The 21,747-nt window shown below is 71.7% G+C and carries 18 protein-coding genes; 10 read left to right on the top strand and 8 right to left on the bottom strand.

Translation table 11 applies throughout. The annotated features are described in order from the left end of the window. Nucleotide 1: 1 nt before the first annotated feature. Nucleotides 2-367, bottom strand: coding sequence for an effector-associated constant component EACC1 (locus ACZ56U_RS07775; RefSeq protein ID WP_469083139.1), 366 nt, complete (start codon nt 365-367; stop codon nt 2-4). Between the two features lie 189 nt (nt 368-556). Here ACZ56U_RS07775 and ACZ56U_RS07780 point away from each other — a divergent pair, with 189 nt between their 5' ends. Continuing rightward, complete coding sequence (locus ACZ56U_RS07780) at nt 557-2,515, top strand: Ig-like domain repeat protein (protein ID WP_469083140.1); 1,959 nt, start codon at nt 557-559, stop codon at nt 2,513-2,515. 34 nt (nt 2,516-2,549) lie between these two features. Here ACZ56U_RS07780 and ACZ56U_RS07785 read toward each other — a convergent pair whose 3' ends face one another. Together ACZ56U_RS07785 and ACZ56U_RS07790 are read right to left on the bottom strand one after the other, a co-directional pair. Then, a complete protein-coding gene (locus ACZ56U_RS07785) occupies nt 2,550-3,602 on the bottom strand; it encodes a hypothetical protein (protein ID WP_469083141.1) in 1,053 nt (350 codons plus the stop codon). 69 nt (nt 3,603-3,671) lie between these two features. Continuing rightward, nucleotides 3,672-4,880, bottom strand: a complete 1,209-nt coding sequence (locus tag ACZ56U_RS07790) for a PP2C family protein-serine/threonine phosphatase (RefSeq protein WP_469083142.1) — start codon at nt 4,878-4,880, stop codon at nt 3,672-3,674. Between the two features lie 127 nt (nt 4,881-5,007). Here ACZ56U_RS07790 and ACZ56U_RS07795 point away from each other — a divergent pair, with 127 nt between their 5' ends. After that, nucleotides 5,008-5,445, top strand: a complete 438-nt coding sequence (locus tag ACZ56U_RS07795) for a hypothetical protein (RefSeq protein WP_469083143.1) — start codon at nt 5,008-5,010, stop codon at nt 5,443-5,445. A 50-nt stretch (nt 5,446-5,495) separates the two neighbouring features. Here ACZ56U_RS07795 and ACZ56U_RS07800 read toward each other — a convergent pair whose 3' ends face one another. Next, nucleotides 5,496-6,041, bottom strand: coding sequence for an SH3 domain-containing protein (locus ACZ56U_RS07800; protein ID WP_469083144.1), 546 nt, complete (start codon nt 6,039-6,041; stop codon nt 5,496-5,498). Between the two features lie 131 nt (nt 6,042-6,172). On the opposite strand from ACZ56U_RS07800, the gene ACZ56U_RS07805 reads away from it, so the two are divergent. The 3 genes from ACZ56U_RS07805 to ACZ56U_RS07815 are packed head-to-tail and all read left to right on the top strand — an operon-like array spanning nt 6,173 to nt 9,645. Then, nucleotides 6,173-6,715 carry a hypothetical protein gene (locus tag ACZ56U_RS07805; protein ID WP_469083145.1) on the top strand — a complete coding sequence of 181 codons (543 nt, stop codon included), beginning with the start codon at nt 6,173-6,175 and terminating at the stop codon, nt 6,713-6,715. Nucleotides 6,716-6,733: 18 nt separating this feature from the next. Then, nucleotides 6,734-7,702 (top strand): endonuclease/exonuclease/phosphatase family protein, encoded by a 969-nt coding sequence (locus ACZ56U_RS07810; protein ID WP_469083146.1) that lies wholly within the window; start codon nt 6,734-6,736, stop codon nt 7,700-7,702. 14 nt (nt 7,703-7,716) lie between these two features. Further along, nucleotides 7,717-9,645: an FUSC family protein gene (locus ACZ56U_RS07815; RefSeq protein ID WP_469083147.1), complete on the top strand. Its 1,929-nt coding sequence runs from the start codon at nt 7,717-7,719 to the stop codon at nt 9,643-9,645. 73 nt (nt 9,646-9,718) lie between these two features. On the opposite strand, the gene snpA is transcribed toward ACZ56U_RS07815, so the two are convergent. Further along, the gene (snpA, locus tag ACZ56U_RS07820; RefSeq protein WP_469083148.1) at nt 9,719-10,351 is read right to left on the bottom strand and encodes a snapalysin; all 633 of its coding nucleotides are present in this window, start codon (nt 10,349-10,351) and stop codon (nt 9,719-9,721) included. Between the two features lie 168 nt (nt 10,352-10,519). On the opposite strand from snpA, the gene ACZ56U_RS07825 reads away from it, so the two are divergent. Next, nucleotides 10,520-11,446, top strand: coding sequence for a LysR family transcriptional regulator (locus ACZ56U_RS07825; protein ID WP_469083149.1), 927 nt, complete (start codon nt 10,520-10,522; stop codon nt 11,444-11,446). A 21-nt stretch (nt 11,447-11,467) separates the two neighbouring features. Here the strand turns inward: ACZ56U_RS07825 and ACZ56U_RS07830 are convergent, their stop codons facing one another. After that, nucleotides 11,468-13,531, bottom strand: a complete 2,064-nt coding sequence (locus ACZ56U_RS07830; RefSeq protein WP_469083150.1) for a PhoX family protein — start codon at nt 13,529-13,531, stop codon at nt 11,468-11,470. A 293-nt stretch (nt 13,532-13,824) separates the two neighbouring features. Here ACZ56U_RS07830 and ACZ56U_RS07835 point away from each other — a divergent pair, with 293 nt between their 5' ends. Together ACZ56U_RS07835 and metG are read left to right on the top strand one after the other, a co-directional pair. Beyond that, nucleotides 13,825-15,495, top strand: a complete 1,671-nt coding sequence (locus tag ACZ56U_RS07835) for a VWA domain-containing protein (RefSeq protein WP_469083151.1) — start codon at nt 13,825-13,827, stop codon at nt 15,493-15,495. Nucleotides 15,496-15,639: 144 nt separating this feature from the next. After that, nucleotides 15,640-17,358: a methionine--tRNA ligase gene (metG, locus tag ACZ56U_RS07840; protein WP_469083152.1), complete on the top strand. Its 1,719-nt coding sequence runs from the start codon at nt 15,640-15,642 to the stop codon at nt 17,356-17,358. A gap of 75 nt (nt 17,359-17,433) precedes the next feature. On the opposite strand, the gene ACZ56U_RS07845 is transcribed toward metG, so the two are convergent. Further along, nucleotides 17,434-18,786, bottom strand: a complete 1,353-nt coding sequence (locus tag ACZ56U_RS07845; RefSeq protein ID WP_469083153.1) for a pectate lyase family protein — start codon at nt 18,784-18,786, stop codon at nt 17,434-17,436. A 146-nt stretch (nt 18,787-18,932) separates the two neighbouring features. Here ACZ56U_RS07845 and ACZ56U_RS07850 point away from each other — a divergent pair, with 146 nt between their 5' ends. Together ACZ56U_RS07850 and ACZ56U_RS07855 are read left to right on the top strand one after the other, a co-directional pair. Continuing rightward, the gene (locus ACZ56U_RS07850) at nt 18,933-19,397 is read left to right on the top strand and encodes a hypothetical protein (RefSeq protein ID WP_469083154.1); all 465 of its coding nucleotides are present in this window, start codon (nt 18,933-18,935) and stop codon (nt 19,395-19,397) included. Between the two features lie 85 nt (nt 19,398-19,482). Further along, complete coding sequence (locus tag ACZ56U_RS07855; RefSeq protein ID WP_469083155.1) at nt 19,483-19,848, top strand: PH domain-containing protein; 366 nt, start codon at nt 19,483-19,485, stop codon at nt 19,846-19,848. A gap of 111 nt (nt 19,849-19,959) precedes the next feature. On the opposite strand, the gene aspS is transcribed toward ACZ56U_RS07855, so the two are convergent. Beyond that, nucleotides 19,960-21,723, bottom strand: coding sequence for an aspartate--tRNA ligase (aspS, locus tag ACZ56U_RS07860; RefSeq protein ID WP_469083156.1), 1,764 nt, complete (start codon nt 21,721-21,723; stop codon nt 19,960-19,962). Nucleotides 21,724-21,747 lie beyond the last annotated feature (24 nt).

Genomic DNA, 21,747 nt, shown 5'->3' on the forward strand with positions numbered 1-21,747 from the left:
CCTACCTGTCGTCGTGGAGGTCCACGATGTCGACGCGGCCCGTGGGCGGATCGCCGTTCTCCACGCCCCGGCGGACGTCCCGCCACTCCTCCACGGACCTCCTGACGTACTCCAGCATCTCCTTGGCCAGCGCCGCCCCCGCGCCCCCCGCCATCGCGACCACGATGTCCATGCCGACGCCCATCGGGGCGCCGGTCTCGTCGGTCCGCGGCCGCTCCAGGATCTGCAGCTCACCGGCGCGCACCCGTTCGTCGAGCCGTTGCTCGCGCTCCAGCCACTTGCGCAGCGCGTCGATGTCGTTCTCGCCCGCGGTCCCGTCCAGCCGTATCCGTATGCCGTGGTCGGCCACTCCATCCCCCTCAGCCATAACTCACCATCATGGCAGCGCAGTTGTGCGTACGGGAGGGGTTGTGCGGGACCCCTGTGCCGACGTTGTCGGTGCCATGACCTACTCTTCGCTCATTCGCCACACGCGGAGCACAGGCCCCACACACAGGGGCCGGCCGCCGAGGTGGCTCCATACTCATGTTTTCGTTCCGGGGGGTTCGAGATCAGCGTGCGCAGACGCACCCTTACGACCGCCACCGCACTGGCGGTCCTCCTCAGCTCGGCGGCGCTGGCCGCCGCTCCGGCGTCCGCCGACGCCGTCAGATCCCTGCCGGTGAAGTCCGCCGGCGACCTCGTGGTGGACGGCGTCCACCAGCGGGTCTACGTCAGTGACCCCAGCAACGGCAAGATCGTCGTGACCGACTACGCCGGGACGGTGGTCAAGCAGCTGACCTCGCTGCCCGGCGTCACCGGACTCGAACTGTCCGCGGACTCCGCCACCTTGTACGCGGCGGTGCGCGGCGGCGACGCGATCGCCGCGATCGACACCGCCACCCAGACCGAGACGGCCCGCTACGCCGTGGCCGACCAGCCGCGGAGCGTGGCCGTGGCCGGCGGCCGGCTGTGGTTCTCCTACGGCTCCAACGGCGACGGCAACCTCGGCTCGGTCGACCTCACCGGCACCGAGCCCGTGGTCACCACCGACCTGGCCGACTTCTACGAGGCCCCGTTCCTCGACGCGGCCCCGGGCGCCACCACCCTGCTGGCGGGCGAGCCCGGCAGCAGCTCCGCCCTCGTGGCCGCCTACGACGTCTCCACGGGCACCCCGACGCGGACCGCCGCCGCCAGCGTCGGCTCGTACCTGAACGACCTCGCGGTCACCCCGGACGGCGAGCACGTCGTCACGGCCAGCGGATCGCCGTACGAGCACCCGGTGTTCAAGACGTCCGACCTGAGCCGCTCGGGCGCCTACGCCAGCAACACCTACCCGAACGCCGTGGCCGTCGCCCCGGACGGCTCGGTCGCGGCGGGCGTCGACGGCTGGTACAACCCCGACATCTACGTCTACAAGCCGGGCGCCACCACCTCGGTGCGCGAGTACGACTTCCCGAACACCGGGAACACCAGCGGCGCGGACGAGCTCGCGAACTCCGCCCTGGCCTGGGCGCCGGACGGCTCCCGGCTGTTCGCGGTGACGTACAACAGCGAGGGCGTCTACTCGCTGCGCCGCCTGGACGCCCCCACCAAGGCGGCCACCGCCGTCACGGTCACCGCCCCGGCGACCGCGACCCGCGCCAAGCAGCTCACCGTCAAGGGCAAGGTCTCCTCCAGGGTCGCGCTGCCCGCCGGCGTCAAGCTGACGGTGACCCGCACCGACCTGGAGAACACCTCCGGCAAGGCGCTCCCCGCGGTGACGGTGAAGTCCGACGGCACCTACTCCTTCACCGACGTCCCGACGGCCGGCGGCAAGGTCAAGTACACGGTGAAGTACGCGGGCGACGCCGACCACGCGGCCGGCACCGGCTCGGACACCGTCGAGGTCTCCCGCGCCAAGACGACCCTGACGCTGAACAACAACGGCAAGGTCTACGCGTACGGCAAGGACGTCAAGTTCACCGCGCACCTCGGGACGACGTACAAGAACCGCAAGGTGGAGATCTGGGCCGACCCGTTCGGCGGGGACAAGGCCAACAAGCTGGTGAAGTCCGGCACGGTCAACTCCAGCGGCAACCTGTCCGTCACCCTCGACCTGAAGCGGGACACCAAGGTCACGGCGAAGTTCCTGGGCGACGCCCGGTACGCGCCGAAGACGGTGGCGAGCACGGTCGGCGCCCAGGTGAAGGTGTCGACGGCCGTCAGCAGGCACTACAAGACGAAGTACACGTGGGGCCACACCTACTACTACTTCAAGAAGTCCAAGAACCCGGTGTTCACGACCACGATGACGGCGTACCCGGGCCGCATGCAGCGGATGCAGTTCGAGGTCTACTACCAGGGCACGTGGTACGACCTCGGCTCGGACTACTTCGGCATGAGCTCCTCCGGCGTCTCGGCGGTGGAGCTGACCGGTGAGCACGAGACCGGCTACCGGATGCGGGTGCGGTCCTCGTACATCAACTCCTCGTCGGGCGACACCGTGAACTCGACGACGCACGGCGCGTGGAAGTACTTCATCTTCACGAGCTGAGCGCCATGAGCCGGGGCGCCACGGGCCGGTACGGCTAGAGCGTCTGCAACTGGCTCAGGTGCTTGTGCACATGGTCCAGGGCGCCCTCGCGGCGCCCTGGCACCCGGGTGCGCAGATCGGCCAGCGCGGGTCCGAGTTCCCGGGCCCGCGCCGGGTCGTCGATCCGGCCCCACTGGTGGTGCGCCCGGTCCACGGCCGCCTCCACCGCGGGCGCGTCCGGCGCCTGCCCGGCGGCCAGCCGGGTTCTCGCCACCGCCAGCCACGCCCGGCAACTGCGCGCCGGGTCCCCGGCGAACATCGCCAGATCCGCCCGCACCTCGCTCCAGTGCAGCGCCTCCTGCGAGGCCGGACCGTGCGCGCGTACGGCGGTCAGCTCGTGGTGTGCGGCGAGCGCGTCGGCGTCGCCGTGCCGCCGGGCCGCGACCGCCGCCGAGATCAGCGCGTGCGGGTCGCCCGCGGCGGGCCCCTGCGCGGTCAGCACCTGCCCCACGCTCTCCTGCGGAAGACGGCTCAGCGCCTGCTGGTGCAACTCCTCCAGCGGCGGCCGGTGTCCACTGCGCAGGATCGTCGCCACGGCCTTCATATAGGCGGGCGTCGCCACCGTGCGTCTGGGCGGCGGCGGTGCGATGCGGCCGTGGACCGCGTTGTTGCGGCCCGTGTCCAGGGGGTGGGCGCGCAGCCACTGCCAGGTCTCGGGGTCGGCGTGCAGGTCGAGCACGAAGTTCGTCGCGCCGGCCGGACGCAGCCGCAGCTCGTCCCTGAACCAGTGCCAGGGGAAGGCGGTGTAACGGACCGTCGAGGGCGTGGTGCGGGCCAGCGCGAGGTGCGGCAGGCGCTGACGGCGGTCCAGCTGGAGCTGGCCGGTGACGAAGACGGTGAGCGGGCCGGGGGCGGCCGCGGCGGCGCGCAGCCGGGTCAGCACGGCCTGCGGCTCCAACGGGTCGGCGAGCTCCACGACGTTGGCCGTGTCCGCGCCGGACAGCACGGCGGGTGGGACGGCGGCGAGGACGGGGAGCACACTGGCCGCGTCGACCAGACACCCCTTGCCCGCGGGCGCGGCGGCGAGCAGCAGCACGGTTCCGGGCATCGGTCCCTCCCCATCCCCCGTCGATCACGTACGGCAGCACCGTAACCGCTGCGGCCGCGAAGGTGGACCTCAGGACGACGAACGTCCCTTTCCTTCCGCTCCTTCCGGTCCTCCCGGTCCCTCCCGCCCTTTCGGGGGTCGTCGTACCGCGAACACCGTGGTGTCGTCGGCCAGTCGGCCCCCGCAGTGCCGCAGGGTGCCGTCGCGGACGACGGCGACCAGGCGGTGCGGCTCGGCGTTGCGCGCGTCGGCGGCGACGGCGTCGGCGACCTCGGCGGTGAGCGGATAGAAGCACCCCTCGGCGTCCCGGGCCTCGGTCACCCCGTCCGTGGTCAGCAGCAGGGTCTCGCCGGGGGCCAGCGGCACCCGCAGTGCCCGGGGCGGGCCGTCCCCGGCCAGCTCGCGCAGGCCGAGCGGGAGCGCCTGGCCGAGCGCCCGGCCGGGCGGCAGCGGCCGTACACCCCCGGGACCTACCGCCAGCGGCGGCTCGTGGCCGAAGACGATCATGTCCACGGCGCCGGTGTCGTCGTCGGGGAAGCCGAGGAGCACGGCGGTGGCGAACCGTTCCACGTCTCCGCGGCCGAGGGCCTTGATGTGCAGGCGGTGCCTGTTCATCCGGGTCTCCAGCCGGTCGGCGACCGTGGCGAGGCCGGGCTCGTGGTACGCCGCCTCACGGAACGTGCCCAGCAGCGCGGCCGCCGCCTCCACCGCGCCGAGCCCCTTGCCCTGGACGTCACCGACCAGGACACGGGTGCCGTGCGGGCTCTGCTGGACGTCGTAGAAGTCCCCGCCGACCCGGGCCTCGACGTCGGAGGCGAGGTAGACCGCCGCGTGCTCCAGGCCGCCCCAGTCCGGCGGCAGCGGGCGCAGCACGGTACGGCGGATGGTGTCGGCGATGTCCCGTATGTGCAGCAGCCGCCGCTCGCCGCGCACCCGGACCGCGCAGGCGAGCACGGCGAGGACCCCGCCGATGCCGACGAGGATGAAGTTCGGCAGACCGCTCTGGTACCGGCCGGGGTAGGAGGTGTCGGCGAGGAAGTAGGTCACCAGCGCCAGCACGGCGAACACCGTCGTGCCCCACACCCCGCAGATCGCGGCGGCGATGCCCGGCACCAGCACGACCCAGGTGATCATCTGGAACTCGCCGGCCGTGTGGAAGTCCGTCACCGTGATGCCGACGAGCATCAGCAGCGGCGGCAGCCAGGCGACACTGCGGCCGCGGACCCGCAACAGCTGGTGCCGGTGGAGCACCTCCCGGTCGCCGTCCACCCGCCTCATGGGCCCAGCGAAACACGGCCTCCCGGGGGCCGCCATCCGGGCGCCGAGCGCCCCGCGCCGCCGACTTGCCAGCGGCCCCGCGCAGGTGTGCCCTGGAAACCGGGGGCGAGGAGAGAGGAGTGCTCTCATGGCTCATGCGGCACCCAGGCCCAGCGGAATGACCCGCGGCGCACCCGACGTCTTCAGCGAGCGGGTCCACAAGGCGGCGCGGTACGGCATCCCCGTCGTCCTCGGTCTGGTCTACGGCTACTGGGCCGCGGCCAACCGGCGCGGCGGCGGCGAGATCACCGGCTGGAACATCCTGTTCGGCTTCGCCACCGCGCTCACGTTCATCGTGCTGTGCCTCGCCGTGGCGACGTTCGCGCCGCTGCTCAAGCGGGAGCTGCACTCGCTGACGAAGTCCGCGTTCGCGGGCGCCGCGATCGGCTTCCTGTACAGCCAGAGCGGCCAGAGCGTGCTCCGGTCCACGGCCCTGGCGCTGGTGGTCACCGCGGGCGTCTTCGGGGTGTTCTTCTACCGCTACTACACGCACGAGGACGGCGAGGGAAACCCGCTGCCCAGGTGAGCGCACGAAGGGGCCCGGCAGTGGCTGCCGGGCCCCTTCGTCTCCCTGACTCACCCACCGCCCGGGAACCAGCCCCGGACGTCGTCCGTCGAGGACCCGGTGGCGCTCCAGCTCCATGAGCCGGAGGCGCTCCAGGTACCGGACCCCGACGTGCTCCACGAGGAGTTCTCGTACGGGTCGTCCCAGTTCGTCCAGGAGCCGTCCTTCCACTGCGGGCACGGATCGGCGCAGTGGGGCACCCCGCGCCCGCCGGTGTCGACGAAGGCGGCGCTCACCCAGCCCTGGGCTCCGACGAGCCAGTACCAGTACGGGTCGCCGTTGACCCGCTGTCCGCGGACCGCGCACTCCACGCGGTCCTGGCTCCCGGGTGAGAGCTTGTCGACGGACGGCGCGTGGACGGTCGGCGCGGCTCTCACGTTGAGGGCGACGCCGGAGACGATGGTGCCCCAGATCGGACCGCCGGATCCGCGGCCACCGTGGCCGTCGGCATAGGTCGGCGGGGCGGCCGCGGCCGGGGTGCCCGCGGCGGCGGCGAACAGCGTGCCGCCGGTGAGCAGGGCCGCGGCCAGGGTCCGCAGGGCCGGAGTGGTGCGCATGGATCGGCCTCCTTCTCCCCAGAACCTCCCCAGAACCAGGAAACACCCGTTCGGGTGAACCCTCCACCGGAGAGCGGAACAACCGGCTCCGCCAGGTCGCGGGCGCCCGCCCCAGGCCCTTGCCTGGAAACGTGCGCCCACCCCTCCGCAACGCCCTGTCGGCCGTCCTGATCGCCCTGGCCTGTCTGCTCGTGCCGTTCGGGGTGCTGGCGGCCTGGGCGACCTACGGCAGGAACGTGCGGCTGCCCCGGCTCAGGCACCAACTCGCCGACCCCTACCTGCCGTTCGAGGTCGCCGGTTTCTGGCTGCCCGTCACCGCGCTGGTCCTGGCCGCGGCCGGCATCGCGGTCGCCGCCTGCCGTCGCCGCGCGGTCACGGCGACCTCCCTGGGCACCGCGCTGGGCGGCGCCTTCCTGGGCCTCGCGGTGGCGCTCGGCCGCCGACTGACCCTGTCCGACCTGCACGCGGCCCACCGTCCGGCCGCCGGCGCCATCTACGACACGCTCACCACGACCCTGCGCACGGTCTCCTGGCTCCTCATCGCCCTCGGTCTCGCGGTGGCCGCCACCACCTGGCTCACCGCCCGCGCCGCCCGACGCCGGCCCGCGCCCGCGGCACCGGCCCAGGACCCCCTCGCGGACCCGGCGGTACGGCCGACCCGGGCCGAGGTCTGACGTCGTAGGGTCGGGGCGGTGAACAGCCCCGCGGAACGGCCCACCGGACGCACACCCGGCATCTGGACCGCCTCCGCGCTGTTCGTCCTCGTGAGCGTCGTCATGGGCTGCCGTCTCGCCGACACCGACGCGCTCACCCCGGTCCCCCAACTGCTCGCCTTCCTGCCCTGGCTGCTCGCGCCCACCGCGGCCGGACTGGCCCTCGCCCTGCTCGCCCGCTGGTGGCCCGGGGTGGTGTGGAGCGTCGTGCTGCTGGGACTGCTGGCCTGGTTCATCGAGCCGTACGGCAGGAGCGGGCAACCGCACGGACCGGCGCTCGCCTCGCTGCGCGTCCTCACCTCCAACGTCGAGTTCGGGCAGGCGACGGACGCGCTCGTCGACGCCGTACGGCGGGAGAGGCCCGACCTCGTCTTCGTGCAGGAGTGTGACCACACCTGCGAGGCCGAGTTGCGGCGGACACTGGGCGCCGCCTATCCGCACCGACGATCCGTCCCGGGCGGCGGCTCCGCGGGCTCGGTGATCCTCAGCGCGTTCCCGCTGAAGGCCGCCGCCCCGATCCCCGGCACGATGGGGATGCCGGGAGCCGTCGCCGAGGTGCGCGGGCACGCCGTACGCCTGCAGCTCGCGCATCCGATGCCGCCGCTGCCGGGTCAGGTGGACGTGTGGCGCCGCGAGTTGGGCGCGCTGCGGGACTTCGCCGCCGGACAGGGCTCCCGGCCCACCGTCCTCGCCGGTGACTTCAACGCCTCCCAGGACCACGCCGCCTTCCGCGACATCCTCGACACCGGTCTGCGCGATGCCGCCCGGCTCGCCGGCGCCGACCGCACCCCGAGCTGGCCGGCCCGCACCACGCCCACGCTCGGGGCACAGATCGACCACGTCCTGCTGTCCCCGGACTTCTCCGCGCCATCGGCCCGCTTCCTGGACCTCGCCGACACCGACCACCGCGCACTGCTCGTGGAGATCACCCTGCACGCGCGGGGATGACGTGTAATGGGCCCATGTCCCGCATCGGCCTCACACCCCCCGACTGGCTGGTCCGGAACCTCCAGCCCCAACAGGCGCCCGTCAACCGGTCGGCGGTGGCCCGCGCGGCGCTCGCGATGTCACTGCCCCTGGCGATCGGGCTGGCACTGGACGAACCGGCGTACGGCGCCCTCGCCTCCATGGGCGCACTGTCCGGCGTCATCGGCGACACCGCCGACGCCTACCGGATGCGCATCCTCAACATCGCGATCCCGCAGCTGTTCGGCGCGGTGGGCGTGACGCTGGGTGCGCTGGCGTACGGCACGGGATGGCCGGCGGTCGTGACGGTCACGGCCGTGGCGCTGGTCTCCGGGATGATCTCGACGATCGGCGCGGTCGCCTCCGTCTCCGGCCTGCTGCTGTTGCTGAACTGCGTGGTGGGCGCGGGCCTTCCGATGCCGGGCCCGTGGTGGCTGGCACCGCTGCTGATGACCGGCGGCGGCCTGCTGGTGCTCTTCCTCGCCCTGCTGACCTGGCCGTTGCGGTCGGGGGTGCCGGAGCGGGAGGCTGTCGCGGGCACCTACCGCACGGTGGCCGACCTGCTGACGGCGTGCGGCACGGACGCGTACGCGCAGGCCCGCCAGGCGGTCACCCAGTCCCTGAACCAGAGTTACGACCTGGTCCTCGCCCGCCGCGCCCGCCAGCACGGCCGCAGCCCGGAACTGACCCGCCTGCTGGCCCAGTTGAACGCCATCACACCGGTCGTGGAGGCGGCCCCCGCGGTGCACCTCGCGGGCCGGCCCCTGGCCGCGCAGATCCCGGAGGCGGTCCGCCGGCTCGCGGCGGCGGTGGAGACCGGCCGCACCGGCCCGACGGGGATCCGGCTGCCGGTCGCCCTGACCGAGACGGCCCGCGCGGTGAACCACGCCCTGCGGCACGCGGCGGAGGTCGTGGCGGCCCCGGACGTGGACCCCCGCGGCATCGCCGACCGGCTGGGCCGCCCGGCCGCGCTGCGTGTCCGCGCCGCCCAGGCCGCTCGGGACGTGGCCCTGTCGGCGGCCTCCTGGCGCTACGGACTGCGCCTCGCCCTGTGCATCGGGGTGGCCCAGGTCCTGGTCTCGATCATCCCGGTGCCCCGCTCGTACTGGGTCGCCCTGACCATCACCTTCGTCCTCAAGCCGGACTTCGGCTCGGTCTTCTCCCGGGCACTGCTGCGGGCGGTGGGCACGGTGGGCGGCCTGGTGGTCGCGGCGGCGGTCCTGGCGGAGGTGCCGCGCGGCTGGTGGGACGTGCCGGTCATGCTGGCCCTGGCCCCCCTGATCCCGGCCCTGACCCCCCGCGGCTACGGCTACCAGACGGCGGCCATCACCCCGGTGATCCTGCTGCTGTCGGACGTCCTGAACCACCAGGGCACCGCCCTGCTGCTGCCCCGCCTGCTGGACTCCCTGATGGGCTGCGCGATCGCCCTGGTGGCGGGCTACCTGCTCTGGCCGGAGAGCTGGCACACCCGCGTCGGCGACCGGCTCGCCGACGCGGTCTCGGACACGGCGCGCTATGTGGAGGCGGCCTTCGGCGGGCAGGCCGTGGACCCCCCGGCCAGGGCCCGGATGCGCCGCCGCCTCTACCGCGACCTGTCGGTCATCCGCACGGAGTTCCAGCGCGCGCTGACCGAGCCGCCCCCGACGGGCCGCCGGGCCGCCGCCTGGTGGCCCCTGGTCGTGGCGGTGGAACGGATCGTGGACGCGACGACGGCCGCGAGGGTGCGCACCAAGCACGGGGCGCCCCCGCCGTCGGAGCCCGAGGTGGCCCAAGTGGTGCTGCAACTACGGGAGCTGGCGGACGGCGTACGCGCCTCCGAGACCCTCTACACCGTCCGTACCGACCTCACCGGACCCTCGGGCAGCGTCCTGGAGCCCCTGCGCCAGGAGGTGGCGGCGGCCCGGGCGATCGCCTCGCCGCACTGACGCCCGGCGCGGGGTGCGCACAGGGGTGCGGCCGCCCTGTGCAGGAGGGCGGCCGCACCGGTGGGGGGTGGGATCAGGCGTGGAGGCGGGCCTTGCGCATCGCGGCGGCCAGGCCGTTGGCCCAGAGCTGGTTCACCCGGGCGCGTTCCGTCGCGTTGGGCCGGGCGTTGGTGCAGGAGGTGCCGGGGCCGCCGCCAGACATCAGCTCGCTGCACGGGCCGGAGTAGTGGTCCGGCAGGCCGAGGACGTGGCCGGTCTCGTGGGCGGTGACGCGGGTGGAGTTGTACTGCTGGTTCTGGCGGTAGTCCAGGAAGATGTAGCCGCTGCCGTGGCCGTCCGTGGCGGCGAAGGAGCCTCTGGGGTCGTTGCCCTCGCGGTAGGAGAAGTCGGCGAAGGACGCGGAGCCGGACTGGAGTTTGACGTTCGAGACCGCGCTGTTCCATATCTGGGTGCTGGCGACTATCTGCGAGGCGAAGGTCGGCGCGCGGGAGGCGTCGTAGACGACCGTCACGGCCGCCGTGCCGGCCGGGTTCGCGGCGCGCTTCTCGGCCACGGACTCCAGCACCGCCCGGAAGAACGCCTCGTCGGCGTCCGTCACCCCGGTCGAGGTGTATCCGACGGTGGCGGCCGACGCGGGAACCGCCGGTGCCAGACCGAGCGTTGCGAGAGTGAGGGCCAGTGCCGCGGGCAGGAGGGGCTTGCGCATCGATGACTCCTTGGTGGGGGTGAGTCGTCGATGTGAGTGTGGGTGGCGGTGCGGCCGCTGTGATGATGGCAATCGGGGATAGGGCCGGGCTATCACCGCCGATTCGTTGCTTCAGCGGTGAATCATGCGTCTGGTGCAAGCTGTGGGCCCGCTTTAGTCTCCCAGGGCATGGAGCTCGAGGTGAGGCACCTTCGCGCGCTGTGCGCCATAGCCGACACCGGCAGCCTGCATCAGGCGGCACGGCAACTGGGCGTCGCCCAGCCCTCGTTGAGCACCCAGCTCAGGCGTATCGAACAGGAGCTGGGCGGGGCGCTGTTCCGGCGGGAGCGGACCGGGTGCCGGCCGACGCCGCTCGGGCGGCTGGTGCTGAGCCGGGCGCGGCCGCTGGTGGCCGAGATGCGCACCCTGGTCGCGGAGGCGCGGGCCACCGCCGCGGGCGGGCCGCAACTGCGGGTCGGGTCCACCGCGAGCCGGGCACTGGCGGGCTGGCTGCGCAGGCTCAGGGCCCGCGGCCAGGAGCCCACCCTCCACATGGACGTCTCCCCCAACGCCCTGCTGCGCATGGTCGCCGACGGACAGCTCGACGTGGCCTTCGTGCACGAGGTGGAGGGCACCCGGCTGCGCATCCCGGAGGGGCTGCGGGTGCGCGTGCTCGTCGAGCGCGAGCCGCAGTTCGTGTCCCTGGCGGCCGACCACCCGGCCACCGCGAAACCCGTCGTGGACCTCGCCGACCTGGCCGGGGACCGGTGGATGATCGACCCCACCGTGGACGGCGAATGGGACGCCGTGCAGCGGGTGTTCCGCGCCGCCGGGGTCAACCCCCGGGTCCTGCACGGCGATTACCACACCGCCGCCGCCCTCGTCGCGACCGGCGAGGTCGTCACCGTCTGCCAGCCGTCCTGTCCGCCCCGCCCGGAGATGGCCGTACGCCGGCTGCGGGGCGACCCGCTCGGCGTACGGCTGCTGCTCGCGGCCCGCACGGAGACGGACCTGGACGGGGTCCGTCCCGCGCTGGAGGAGGCGTACTGGGAGGCGGCGCGCCAGGCCCCGGCGTACCGGGAGTGGCTGGAACACGCGGTCCCGGCCGCCACCTAGGGCCGCGGCATCGGGCCAGGCTCAGACGCCGATGTCCTCGCCGTCCTTGCGCCATACGGCGACCACGGCCGGGCGGACGATCTTGCCCGGACCGTCGGGCCACACACTCGCGGGCTTCTCCACCGTGGCCCCGCTGATCTCGCCCGGGTGCTGCACGGAGACCAGGACCCGGCGGTCCTGGACGATCGGGCCGCAGGTCTCGGCGCCGACCGGCATCGTGAGGAACTGCTTCAGCTCACCGCGCCGCTCGCCCTTGGTGGCCACCCCGAACAGGCCGTCGTGGTGGCCGAGCTGGGCGCCGTCGGTGGAGATCCACAGGTTGCCGTGGGGGTCGAAGGCCACGTTGTCCGGGCAGGAGATCGGGCTGACCCGGTCCTTGGGGAAGCCGGCGAAGTAGGTGGCCGGGTCGTTCGGGTCACCGGCGACGAGGAACAGGGTCCAGGCGAAGCGGGTGCTGTCGGCGCGGTTCCAGCGCTCGGTCAGCTCCAGGATCTGGCCGTGCTTGTTGGCGTTGCGCGGGTTGGCCTCGTCGGCCGGGGCGTTCGACCCCACACCGCGGTTGGTGTTGTTGGTGAGGGCGACGTAGACCTTGCCGGTGTGCGGGTTGGGCTCGATGTCCTCGGGCCGGTCCATCTTGGTCGCGCCGACCTTGTCACCGGCGAGCCGGGTGAAGACGAAGACCTCGTCGGCCGTCATGCCCTCGACGTGCGAGACGGCGCCCTCGGCGGTGGCGGTGGCCAGCGGTATCCACTCGCCGCTGCCGTCGAACTCGCCGTCGGCGGGCAGCTTGCCGGTGCCGTCGATCTCGATGGCGGGGGAGTCGCCGGTGAGCCTCGCGACGTACAGCGTGCCCTCGTCGAGCAGGGAGAGGTTGTGCTCGCGGACGGCCCGGCCGGTGCCCTTGCGCATCCGCTTGCTGCTGACGAACTTGTAGAAGTAGTCGAAGCGCTCGTCGTCACCGGAGTACACGACCGGCCGGCCGTCGTCGGTGAGGCGGATGGTGGCACCCTCGTGCTTGAAGCGGCCGATCGCGGTGTGCTTGCGGGGCGTGGAGGTCGGGTCGTACGGGTCGAACTCGACGACGTACCCGAAGCGGTGCACCTCGTTGGGCTCCTGGGCGACGTCGAACCGCTTGTCGAAACGCTCCCACTTGCGCTCGCTCGCGCCCGTCCCGATGCCGTACCGCTTGTCCGTGGCGCGGCCGGCGTTGGCGAAGTACTGGTTGAAGTTCTCCTCGCCGTGCAGGCTCGTGCCCCACGGCGTCGTACCGCCGGAGCAGTTGTTGAGCGTGCCGAGGACCTTGGTGCCGGTCGGGTCGGCGGAGGTCTTCAGCAGGTCCGAGCCGGCCGCGGGGCCGGTGAGCCGGAACTCGGTGGTGGCGGTGATCCGGCGGTTGAGGGGGTGGCGCGGTACGGCGGTGAGCTTGCCGCTCCTGCGGTCCTCCGCCACGACGACGGCGGTCAGGCCGTGCGCGGCCCAGGCGATCTCGACCTGCTCACGGGTCGGGGCGGCGGCGTCGTAGCCGCGGAACATCAGCACCTCGTCGGTGTACTCGTGGTTCGCCACGAGGAGCTGCTTGCCGGGGCCGAGCGGGAGCAGGGTCAGGAAGTCGTTGTTGTACCCGAACTGTCCGGCCTGGGCGGCGGCCGTCTGGTTCTCCGGGTCGAAGGCGGGGGCGCCGCGCAGGATGGGCTCGCCCCAGCGGATGACCACGTTCTGCGCGTAACCGTCCGGCACGGTGACCTGGTCGGCGGTGTTGGGGGCGACGGGGGTGAAACGCAGACCGCGGGCGGCCCTGCCGCCGGGCTTCCGGTACGGGGCGGCGGTGGCGGCCTGCGCCTCGGGGGCGCCCGCGACGGCACCCGTACCGGCGGCGGCGACCACGGTCACCGCGGCGGCGGCCCGCATCACGGAGCGGCGGCTGACCGCACCGGCGATCACGTCACCCACGTACTCGTTGGCGCTGGTGTTGGGCGCCTCGTGGAAGCAGGCGTTGCCGCAGCGGTACAGACAGGTCAGGGCGGAGCGGCCGCCCGGGTGGGAGCCGGACGACGACGTGCCGATCAGCGGCAGCGGTTTGCGCATGTTGTGTTCCCCTTGCTTCCCCATGGAATCCCCTTGAACCCCCGCCACGGACGGTAGGAGCACGTCTGTGCGGGAGCGGGGACTCTCGGTGAACCGCGAGTGAATCCGAGGTAGCGGTACGGGAGTTGCGGGGCCGGAGGGGCGCGGTGACCGGTCGATGGCTGGTTGGCGTACTTGACGGAGGCAGGGTTCTGTGTCCGCCCCTGCCAAGATCACCCCCCGGGGCCGCTAACCTTACGTGTCCGTCCTGGCCAGGGATTTACGGGCATCAACTCATGCGAAGGGTTGCGCACATGGGCATTCTCACTCTCCTGCGGAACGCGTTCAGCCGCTCACGCAAGGGGCGTACCGCCGAGGCAGAGGGTGCGGAGGGGACGCAGCCGACAGCTCAGCCGACGGTGCCCTCCCCGTCCCCCGAGCCGGAGCCCCCGACGCCGTCAGCGGCGCCGTCCCCGGCATCGGCCCAGGTCCCGGAGCCGCGCGCGTCGACGTCCCCGTCGACGTCCCCGTCGACCAAGGACGAGGACGACCTGCACGACCTGGTGGCCGCGGCCTTCGACAACGTCACGGTCCCGAAGCCGGCCACGCCGGCGGAGAACCGTCCGGACACACCAGAACCGGCCGAGCCGGCGGGTGCGGAGAGCGCGGCTGGGGCGGAACCGGCGGAGGAGTCGCCCGCGGCGGAGCCCGCCGTGGAGGAGCCCGAGGCCCCGACGCCGGTCGCCCAGGACCCGGAGCCCGCCGAGGCCGAGGAGTCCGCGCCGGTGGCTGCGGAGGAGCCGGCGGAGGAAAGGGCTGAGGCCGTCGCGGAGGAGCCGGCCGCCGAGGCCCCCGCGGACGAGGAGCCCACGCCGGAGGAGGCCACCGCCGCTGCGGAGCCGCAGCAGGAGCCGGTCACGGAGACCGAGGCCGACGCGGCACCCGCCGAGAAGCCCGAGCCGGTACCGGCCGCCGAGCCGGAGCCCAAGGCTGACGCGGAGCCCGAGCCTGCACCCGCCGAGGAGCCCGCCGCCGAGAAGCCCGCACCGGAACCGGTCGCCGCCGAGCCCGAGGCCGCCGTAGAGCCCGAGCCGGAGCCCGAGCCCGCCGTGGAGTCTCAGCCCGAGCCCGAGCCGGTCGCGGAGACCAAGCCCGAGCCGGCCCCCGCCGCCGAGACGACCCCCGAGCCCACCCCTGCACCCGCCCCCGAACCGGTCGCCGCGGCCGCCGACGGCGAGGACGCCCCACAGGGGCCACCCGCGGCCGACGACGAGACCAGCACGGGCGGTACGGGTGGGAACACCACCGAGGCCGACGGCGAAGCCGAGGCCGAGCCGGCGGCCCCCGCCCAGCTCCCGCAGGGCCTCCGTACCGCGTACGACGCCGCCGCCACCGCCCTCGGGGCCAAGGACCTCCAGGAGACCCGCGCCAAGGTCTACCTCGTCCTCGACCGCTCCGCGAGCATGCGCCCGTACTACAAGGACGGCTCCGCCCAGGCCCTCGCCGAGCAGACCCTCGCCCTCGCCGCCCACCTGGACCCGGAGAACCCGAAGGTCCACGTCACCTTCTTCTCCACGGAGGTGGACGGCACCGGCGAGCTCACCCTCACCGACCACGAGAACAAGATCGACGAGCTGCACGCCGGCCTCGGCCGCATGGGCCGTACCAGCTACCACGTGGCCGTCGAGGAGGTCCTCGCCCACCACGGCAAGGAAGCCCCCGGCACCCCCGCCCTGGTCGTCTTCCAGACCGACGGCGCCCCGGACACCAAGACCCCGGCGACCCAGGCCCTCACGGACGCCGCGGAGAACCACCCCTCGGTGTTCTTCTCCTTCGTGGCCTTCGGCGACCCGGAGAACAAGGCCTTCGACTACCTCCGCAAGCTCAAGCAGGCCAACACCTCCCACTTCCTGGCAGGCGAGACCCCCCGCGAGCTGACGGACGCCGAGGTCTACGAGGGCATCCTGGCCACCTGGCGCCCGTAACCCCCGAAGAACACCACCCCCGAAAAAGACGACCCGGCCGCCCGCTTTCCACCCCTCAAAATGGAAAGCGGGCGGCCCACCCGTGTCGGATACGATTTCTTGGTTCGCAAAGCACCGAGAAATCCGACCTGGGAGCAGCCCCCGATGGCTCGACACCTCATCACCAGCGCCCTTCCCTACATCAACGGGATCAAGCACCTGGGCAACATGGTGGGGTCCATGCTCCCGGCGGACGTGTACTCCCGGTACCTCCGCCAGCGCGGCCACGACGTCCTGTACATCTGCGCGACCGACGAGCACGGCACGCCCGCCGAGCTGGCCGCGAAGGAGGCGGGCCTGTCCGTCGCCGAGTTCTGCGCGCAGGCGCACGACGCGCAGAAGGCGGTCTACGACGGCTTCGCGCTGGCCTTCGACTACTTCGGCCGCAGCTCCTCCGAGCAGAACGTCGAGATCACCCAGCACTTCGCCCGGAAGCTGAACGAGAACGGCTTCATCGAGGAGCGGGCGATCCGCCAGGTGTACTCCCCCACCGACGGCCGCTTCCTCCCGGACCGCTATGTCGAGGGCACCTGCCCCCACTGCGGCTACGACAAGGCCCGCGGCGACCAGTGCGAGAACTGCACCCGGGTGCTCGACCCCACCGACCTGATCGACCCGCGCTCGGCGATCTCGGGCAGCACGGACCTGGAGGTGCGGGAGACCAAGCACCTCTTCCTCCTCCAGTCCAAGCTCCAGCACGAGGTCGAGGCGTGGGTGGCGGCCCATGAGGCGGAGTGGCCGCAGCTCGCCTCCTCCATCGCCCGCAAGTGGCTGACCGAGGGCCTGCACGACCGCGCGATCACCCGCGACCTGGACTGGGGCGTGCCGGTGCCCGCGGACACGTGGCCGGAGCTGGCCGCCGAGGGCAAGGTGTTCTACGTCTGGTTCGACGCCCCGATCGAGTACATCGGCGCGACGAAGGAGTGGTCGGACCTCGACCCGTCGACACGCGACTGGAAGTCGTGGTGGTACGAGGCCGACGACACCGTCCGCTACACCGAGTTCATGGCGAAGGACAACGTCCCCTTCCACACGGTGATGTTCCCCGCCACCGAGCTGGGCGTGCGGGAGCCGTGGAAGAAGGTCGACTACGTCAAGGCCTTCAACTGGCTGACGTACTACGGCGGGAAGTTCTCCACCTCGCAGAAGCGGGGTGTCTTCACCGACCAGGCCCTGGACATCCTCCCGGCCGACTACTGGCGCTACTTCCTGATCGCCAACGCGCCCGAGTCCGACGACTCCTCCTTCACCTGGGAGCACTTCACCGCCACGGTGAACAAGGACCTGGCCGACACCCTCGGCAACTTCGTCAACCGCGTCCTGTCCTTCTCCCGGAAGCGCTTCGGCGAGGAGGTCCCGGCGGGCGGCGAGCCGGGCGAGGCGGAGGAGAGGCTGGGCGGGCAGATCGCCGAGCTGCTGGCGGAGTACGAGGCGCAGATGGAGGCCCTCCAGTTCCGCAAGGCCGCGGCGGCGCTGCGCGCCCTGTGGTCGGCCGGCAACTCCTACCTGGAGGAGAAGGCCCCCTGGCTGGAGATCAAGACCAACCAGGAGGGCGCCGCGCTCACGCTGCGCACGGCGATGAACCTGATCCACCTGTACTCGGTGGTCTCCGAGCCGTTCATCCCGGCGACCTCGGCGGCCATGCGCCGGGCCTTCGCCCTGAGCGACGACACGGCGGCCTGGGTGAGCGCGGACGAGGCGAGGTCCCTCACCACCGTCCCGGCCGGCACCCCCTTCACCGTCCCCCCGGTGCTCTTCGCCAAGCTCACGGACGAGGACCTGGAGACGTACAAGGAGCGCTTCGGCGGCGAGCCGGCCGCGTAAGGCATCCGCGAACGGCACAAGGGGCCCGGGACACCACGTCCCGGGCCCCTCGCCGCGTACGGCCTGCTCACCGCCCTACTTCAGGGCGCCCGCCCCCGTCGTCGTCCCCAGGGACGTCGGCAGGCTCTTCACCGCCGAGGTCGAGGTCTCCAGGCCCGTCGTCAGGGCCGGGGTCCAGTTGACCGTGGTCTTCAGGTCCTTGGAGGAGGCGGCGTTGTAGGCGGCGACCAGGTCGGTCACCGTGCCGTTCACCTGGTTGCCGCTGCCCTTGACCGAGCCCGTGCCGTCGCCGCTCAGGAGCTTGGCGACCTTCACCGACGACGGGACCTTCCAGTAGTTGTTCTCCGCCACGACCTGGGCCTTGGCGCGGGAGTTGATGCTGTACTGCACGGCGTAACCGTTGAGCGGGCTCACGTCGTAGAAATTGTTGTAGATGTGGATCTGGCCGACGCGGGAGAGCGGGGCGCGCTGGATGATGCCCTGGTAGACGTTGTGGTGGATCGAGACGCGCAGCTTGCCGGCCGGCTCGCTGTCGCTGCTGCCGATCAGGGTCGTCTTGTCGTGGTTGGTGAACTGGTTGCGGGAGATCGTCACCAGGTCCGAGCTCTTCGTCACGTCCAGCGCGCCGTCGTGGATCTGGTACTCACGGCCGAAGTACTTCGGGTTCGCCGAGTCGAAGTGGGGCGCGTCGGTGAAGGTGTTGTGGTCCGCCCAGACGTGGGTGGCGCCGCGCAGCGTCACCGAGTCGTAGGTGGAGTTCCAGTTGCCGTCGTCGCCGTCGGTCGGGTCCCACTGCGGGAAGCAGTCCTCGGTGGCGGCGAAGGTGAGGTTGCGGACGATGACGTTGTCCACGTTCTGGATCTGGAGCATGCCGCCGTTGATGCCGGCCTTCGTGCCCGGGACGCCGACGATCGTCGTGTTCGCGGGGACCTTGAGGACGATGGTCTTCGCCTGCCTGGTCTGGGCGGCGGCGCGGGCTGTCTCCTGGGTGCCGGAGGGGAGCTTGGAGCGGCCGTAGGTGGCGGGGTCGTAGGCCTTCAGGTACGAGGCGAGCGAGTAGCCGGTGCCCGACGCGTAGTCCGCGCAGGTCAGCTTCTTGCCGGCGTCGTCGGTGTTGGCGTCGATCGTGCCCTTGACCTTGATGATCCGCGGGGCCGTGTCGGACGTCGAGCCCAGCGCCTTCACCAGCTGGGCGCGGGTGGAGACCGTGAAGGTGTGCGCGGCGTCGGCCTTCGTACCGCCGGTCGTGCCCGTGCCCGAGGAGGCCCAGCCGTCCTTCGCGGCGAGGGTCTCGTGGTACAGGTCGACGGTCCCGGCGTTGGCGTTCAGCACGAGCACGCCCGCGCCGACCCCGGCCGCGACCACGGCGGCGGAGACGACGAGGGTGCGGCGCTTGCGGAGGGACCGGCGGTGAGCGGGAGCAGCCACGGGGTGTCCTTACGTACGTGGGGGTGATTCCACCTCCTGGGTGGTCATGGAGATCCAAAAGGTTGCCGTAAAAATTTCGACCGATCGGTGATCAACCAGTGGATGGGGGGCGGAACTTGCCAGAGAACGTACGTATGGTTTGCGCCATGGCAGTACCTGGGATCATCCCGATCGCCTACGAGCCGCGCGGCCGTACCGAAGCCATCGGGCAGTACGCGGACGGGCAGTTCCTGGGGTCGGTCACCTACGCCTTCCCCAAGGGGTTCCAGCTGGACAGCGGCTGGGAGGAGCACAAACGGCTCTACGCGGTGCTGCACACCTTCGGCCCGGAGGGCACCTACCGCGACTCCGACATCTGGTGCGCCGGCACCTGGGCCGAACAGCAGCGGGACGGTTCGGTGCTGGGGCGGGCGCGGGCGCGTCTCGCCACGCTGCTGCGCAGCCTGCCGCGCCGCACGTACACCGACATCGCCGTACGGCCCTTCCAACTCACCGTCGACGGGGTCCTGTTCGGCATGGTCACCGGAGAGGACGCGGGCGAGCCCTGGGCCGAGCTGCACCCGGACAACCTGGGCTTCGGGCCACCCTGGGACGGCAGTTACGACACCTGATCCGTACCGGTTACGCGACTGATCTAGGCACACGCCCCCACAAGACGCTATACATGCCGAAGATCACTAGTGGGGGGTTTCATCCATGGCACTTTTCGGCAACGCGCACACCGTCGACCCGGCCCAGGCGGCCTCGGACTTCGCCAGACTGCTGGGCGCCGGTGAGGGTGTGCAGGCCGCGTACCAGCTGGTGCGCGACGTCATCATGTTCACCGACCGTCGGCTGATCCTGATCGACAAGCAGGGGCTGACCGGCAAGAAGGTCGAGTACCACTCCATCCCGTACCGCAGCATCACGCACTTCGCGGTGGAGACCGCCGGCACCTTCGACCTCGACGCCGAGCTGAAGATCTGGGTCTCGGGCAACTCCGTCCCGATCCAGAAGACCTTCACCAAGGGCGTCGACATCTACGAGGTCCAGGCGATCCTCACCCAGTACGTGGCCCGATAGGGCCCACGGCCACCCCTGTCACGGCGGCGGCCGCACCGCACAAGCGGAAGGGCTCGGGACCGACGTCGGTCCCGAGCCCTTCGTGCACGCCCGTGGCGTACCTGACTGTCCCTACTTCGGCTGCGGCTTGCGCACCGACAGGTGCAGCTCCCTCAGCCGGGCCTCCTCCAGCTCCGTCGGCGCGCCCATCATCAGGTCCTGGGCGTTGCCGTTGAGCGGGAAGGCGATGGTCTCGCGGATGTTGGGCTCGTCGGCCAGCAGCATGACGATGCGGTCGACGCCGGGGGCGATGCCGCCGTGCGGCGGGGCGCCGAAGCGGAAGGCGCGCAGCATGCCCGCGAACTTCTCCTCGACGGTCTCCCGGTCGTAGCCCGCGATCTCGAAGGCCTTCAGCATGATCTCGGGCTCGTGGTTCCGGATCGCGCCGGAGGACAGCTCGACGCCGTTGCAGACGATGTCGTACTGCCAGCCCAGGATGTCCAGCGGGTCCTGGGTCTCCAGCGCCTCCAGGCCGCCCTGCGGCATGGAGAACGGGTTGTGCGAGAAGTCGATCGCGCCGGTGTCCTCGTCCTTCTCGTACATCGGGAAGTCGACGATCCAGCAGAACCGGAAGACGTTCTCCTCGAAGTGCCCGGCACGCTTGGCGGCCTCGACCCGCACCGCGCCCATGATCTTCGAGACCTCGTCGAACTCGCCCGCGCCGAAGAACACCGCGTGCCCGGCGGCCAGCGACAGCCGCTTGGTCAGCTCGGCGACGTTCTCCTCGGTGAGGAACTTCGCGATCGGGCCGCTGAGCGAACCGTCCTCGGCCACCCGCACCCACGCCAGGCCCTTCGCGCCCTGCGAGACCGCGAAGTCCCCGAGCTGGTCGAAGAACTTCCGCGGCTGCGCCGAGACGTCCGGCACCGCCAGCGCCCGCACGTGCTTGCCGGCGAACGCCTTGAACTCCGAGCCCTCGAAGACGTCGGTGATGTCGACGAGCTCCAGCTGGGCGCGCAGGTCCGGCTTGTCGGAGCCGTACTTCAGCATCGCCTCGCGGAACGGGATCCGCGGGAACGGGGACGTCACAGGACGGCCGCCCCCGAACTCCTCGAACAGCTCGGTCATGAGCTTCTCGATCGGCTGGAAGACGTCCTCCTGCTCGACGAAGCTCATCTCGACGTCGAGCTGGTAGAACTCGCCCGGCGAACGGTCCGCGCGCGCGTCCTCGTCACGGAAGCAGGGCGCGATCTGGAAGTAGCGGTCGAAGCCCGAGATCATCAGCAGCTGCTTGAACTGCTGCGGCGCCTGGGGGAGGGCGTAGAACTTGCCCGGGTTCAGACGCGACGGCACCACGAAGTCACGCGCGCCCTCGGGGGAGGTCGCCGACAGGATCGGGGTGGCCATCTCGTTGAAGCCGAGGGCGACCATCTTCGAGCGGATCGAGGCGATCACCGACGACCGCAGCATGATGTTCTTGTGCATGCGCTCGCGGCGCAGGTCCAGGAAGCGGTACTCAAGGCGCCGCTCCTCGTTGACCCCGTCCTCCGCGTTGATCGTGAAGGGGAGCGGGGCGGCGGCACCGAGCAGCTCGACCTCGGAGACCTCGACCTCGATCTCGCCGGTGGGCAGGTCCGGGTTCACGTTCTCGGTTCCACGTGAAACAACGCGGCCGTCGATCCGGACGGTCGACTCCTTGGAGACCTTGTCCAGAGCCTCGTACGCGGGCGTGCCCGGCCGGGCGACGAGCTGCGTGATGCCGTAGTGATCGCGCAGATCGATGAAGAGGATGCCGCCCAGGTCGCGCCGATTGTGCAGCCAGCCACTCAGCCGGACGTCGGCACCGACGTCAGAGGAGCGGAGCTCGCCGCAGGTGTGGGACCTGTACCGATGCATCGTCGTTCATCGTCCTTACATCTT

The sequence above is a fragment of the Streptomyces sp. NPDC034103 genome (genome assembly GCF_055575395.1).